This window comes from Wolbachia endosymbiont of Drosophila tsacasi, from assembly GCF_028982115.1.
Taxonomy (GTDB): domain Bacteria; phylum Pseudomonadota; class Alphaproteobacteria; order Rickettsiales; family Anaplasmataceae; genus Wolbachia; species Wolbachia pipientis_B.
Genome location: NZ_JAPQLJ010000020.1, coordinates 1 through 3,482 on the forward strand (window position 1 = coordinate 1; position 3,482 = coordinate 3,482).

Annotated in this window: 3 protein-coding genes; 1 reads left to right on the plus strand and 2 read right to left on the minus strand. The window is 35.6% G+C overall.

What is annotated here, in order from left to right; translation table 11 throughout:
• Positions 1-366: 366 nt before the first annotated feature.
• Entirely contained in the window at positions 367-2,388 is a 2,022-nt protein-coding gene (locus tag OZD70_RS01115; protein WP_410543787.1) for an ATP-dependent DNA helicase RecG, read from the minus strand.
• 172 nt (positions 2,389-2,560) lie between these two features.
• Between OZD70_RS01115 and OZD70_RS01120 the strand changes: the two genes are divergently transcribed.
• Positions 2,561-3,001, plus strand: coding sequence for a hypothetical protein (locus OZD70_RS01120; RefSeq protein ID WP_338062926.1), 441 nt, complete (start codon positions 2,561-2,563; stop codon positions 2,999-3,001).
• Here the strand turns inward: OZD70_RS01120 and OZD70_RS01125 are convergent.
• On the minus strand, positions 2,985-3,482 hold a 498-nt coding region (locus tag OZD70_RS01125; protein ID WP_275020310.1), incomplete at its 5' end, for a transposase. The genes OZD70_RS01120 and OZD70_RS01125 overlap by 17 nt on opposite strands.

Below are 3,482 nucleotides of genomic sequence, written 5' to 3' on the forward strand. Positions count from 1 at the left end.
AATTTAGCTGCTTTTAAACGCAACTCACCTTAGTTTAAATGTTTAAGAAATTTACTAAGCAAAAAAAAAGGCAAAAGAAACCCCGCGTTAGCTAGTTGTCACTCTCTAATTCTGCAAATTGGCGTACTATACTGTCTTAAACGACTTATAAGCGCGTTTCAGCTTATATAGGCAAAAACCTAGAAATGTTGTGAAGACATAAGGTGCACATAGTGCAAAAAATTAAAAATAAGACGCCAACTACGTTGTTTTCTTGCTGTTTAATCTGCACAGATGAAGATAACTGAATACCTTCACTATCATGATAAGGGACCTGGCGGAGTTTGTCAAGTAAGGTTTTTCGTTTCTGCGGGCTACCTGGTTTTCCTACTGAAATTTTGAAAAATGTAATCTACTTCTATATTCAAATATATCAAGCAGTAATTCAAAATCAGCCATTGCACCTTTTGCGTTATTATACGCGAGGTTGAGCAGCTCTCTGTCCTGATATAAATCAGCAAATTTAAATTCCATACATCCTGATTGTTTTGTGCCTAAGATATCCCCACTGCCTCTTAGCATCATATCCCTTTCAGCAATGTAAAATCCGTCCTGTGACTCACACATGATCTTTAACTTTGAAGATGAGCTTTTACTTAAATTATCGTATAATAATACACAAAAAGATGGCTTGTTTCCTCGCCCTACTCTGCCTCTTAACTGATGCAATTGCGATAGCCCAAATTGCTCTGCATTTTCTATAATCATAATGGTTGCATCTGGCACATCTATACCAACTTCTATCACAGTGGTTGCAACAAGCAGAGAAAATTCATTTCTTTTGAAGGAAAACATAACTTGATCTTTCTTCTCCTGAGTCAATTTTCCATGTATTATGCTAACTTTATCAAGAAATGTTTTTTGTAATTCTTGAAAACGCATCTCTGCTGCAGCAATATTGGTCTCTTCGTTTTCTTCTATATATGGACAAATCCAATATGCTTTTTCGCCCCTGTTTATAGCACCTTTTAGCTTTTCAATAACATCTGGCACCCTACTAATGTTCATAGTTACAGTTTTTATTGGCAATCTGGATTTTGGTTTTTCTTTCAACATTGAACATTCAACGTCACCATACATAGCTTGCTGCAAAGTTCTTGGAATGGGAGTTGCAGTAACGAAAAGTATGTCGGCATTTTCTCCTTTTCCTACCAAGCGATTTCTCTGCATCACTCCAAATCGCTGTTGCTCGTCTATGACTGCAAGCCCTAAATTTTTAAATATAACGTTAGCTTGAAATAACGTGTGGGTGCCAATCACTATATTTAAAACACCACTTGCAAGTTCGTTCATAATAATCTTTCTTTCCTTGCGCGAAGTTTTACCAGTAAGCAGCGCAACTTTTATATCGGTACAGGATAAAACTTCCTCAATCCAATTATAATGTTGCTCCGCCAAGATAGTAGTCGGTGCCATTAGAGCTGCCTGCATGTTGTTTTCTACCACATTTAGCATCGCAAAAAGTGCAACTACGGTTTTGCCACTACCAACATCACTTTGCAGCAAGTTTATCATGCGGTACTTGGATTTTTGCCTCTCTGAAATTTCATCTATTGCACGAATTTGATCGTTTGTTAATTGAAACGATAATTCATTTAAAACTTGCTCTTTATATTTATTCAATACTATAAATTCTCTTCCCCTTTCTTTTACATGATTTTCTCTTGCAAGTTTCAGTGCTAGCTGATACGCAAACAATTCATCATAAGCAAGCCTTTTTCTACAAACCTCGGCTTCCGCCAATGAGCTTGGTCTGTGCAACTTTATGATGCTTTTCCTCCAACTTAGCCATTTTTTTTGCTTGATTAATGTATCATCTATCCACTCTGGCAAATCAGGCAATTCTTTCAGGTTAGAGCTTATTATGTTTCCAATGCTCTTATTGGTAATGCCACGGCATAATTGGTAGACTGGCTCTATGCGAGCTATTTCTTTAAATTGGCTGATATCAGGTAATATGTAATCTGGGTGAGTAATTTGCCAATGTTCAGCAAATTTTTCGACTTTGCCACTGATGATTACATAGGCTCCAACTGGAAATAGTTTATATAAATACTTAACTGAGTAATTAAAAAAGACTATGAATATATACTGACTCTCACTTTCAACGACTATTTTATATGGTCTACCTCTAAAAGTGGGCGACTGATGCTCATAAACTTTTGCAATAAAAGTTATAAATTCTCCAGCTTGAGCATCGGGCAGTGACTTACTTCTATCTACGTAACTAAGTGGCCTATAAAATAGCAGGTCCATCACTTTGTCCCCACCACAAAGTTTAGGCAATATTGCGGAATGGAACTTAGGTATATTCTCCAGCCTGCTATTTAGAAAAATCTGATTGCTCATTGAGATTCATACATGTGTAAAACTGTTATAGAGTCTTCTTAAGATCCTGTCACCTTATAGTCAAACTATTTGCTATCATAGGACTTGCGTTTATATAAAATATTTTTATTGGCTTATTAATCATTTTTATGTACTATTATACTATTAGTAATTCATATACAGGGTATTAACAATGAATAGCTTTATACCAGAAGAAAAGGAAAATCGAATAGTTACACTAAAAGCTCAAGCAGAAAAATTTGGTTTTAGCAGGTTAAGGGCTGATAAAAACAATGAGTCAGCAAACACGGGTGAACAGATGTATAAGGATTTTCAAAGAATGGATTTTGTTATTAACGGCAAAAGTATAAGTGGAGATTTGACTGCCAAGTTATGCAAAGAGTATAACAGTTTACTGCCAAAAAGCGAAGATGAAAACTATCGTCCTTTTGCAAAAGAAGTTTTTAAGGAGATGTTTAAATATGCTGAAGCAAAAGTTCCAAGTGATTCTATCCTAGAAGAACTGGTTACCAATTGTAATCAGGCAGGGTATGAAGCTGGTGTATTTATAGAATCCCAACTTGCACTTGGCCAACATTCATTTCTAGTACTCTCTTCTAAGAAACTTCCTTAACTAGCTCCTCTTGTTGCACTAAAGTATAGCCAAATTCTCGTGCCTTTTTGATCAAAATTTTTACAGCTCTTTCCTTATATCGTATTTCATAGTATTCCATTCCTTTTTTTACATATTCTTGTCCGTATTTGAGCATACTATAAAATATGCATGCTATTTTTCTTGCAATAGCTGTTATTGCTTTTGGTGCTCCTAATCGTTTTTTTAATCTTCTGTAGTATGCACCCAATGAACTTTTACTATTTCCTACAGAATTAGCAGCCATTCGAAATGCATTCGCAGCACGATTAATGACTTTACGCGTTCTTGTGCTAAACACTTTTTCTCCTGTAATTTTATTGGCAGGGCTGAGTCCTAACCACGATGAAAAGTGTTTTTCTGTTGACCATTTATTATGGTTTATACCAGTTTCTGAAATTATAGTCTGTATACTTAGTATATCAAGCCCTGGAACTTTAGTAAAATCCATACCAGTTATTCG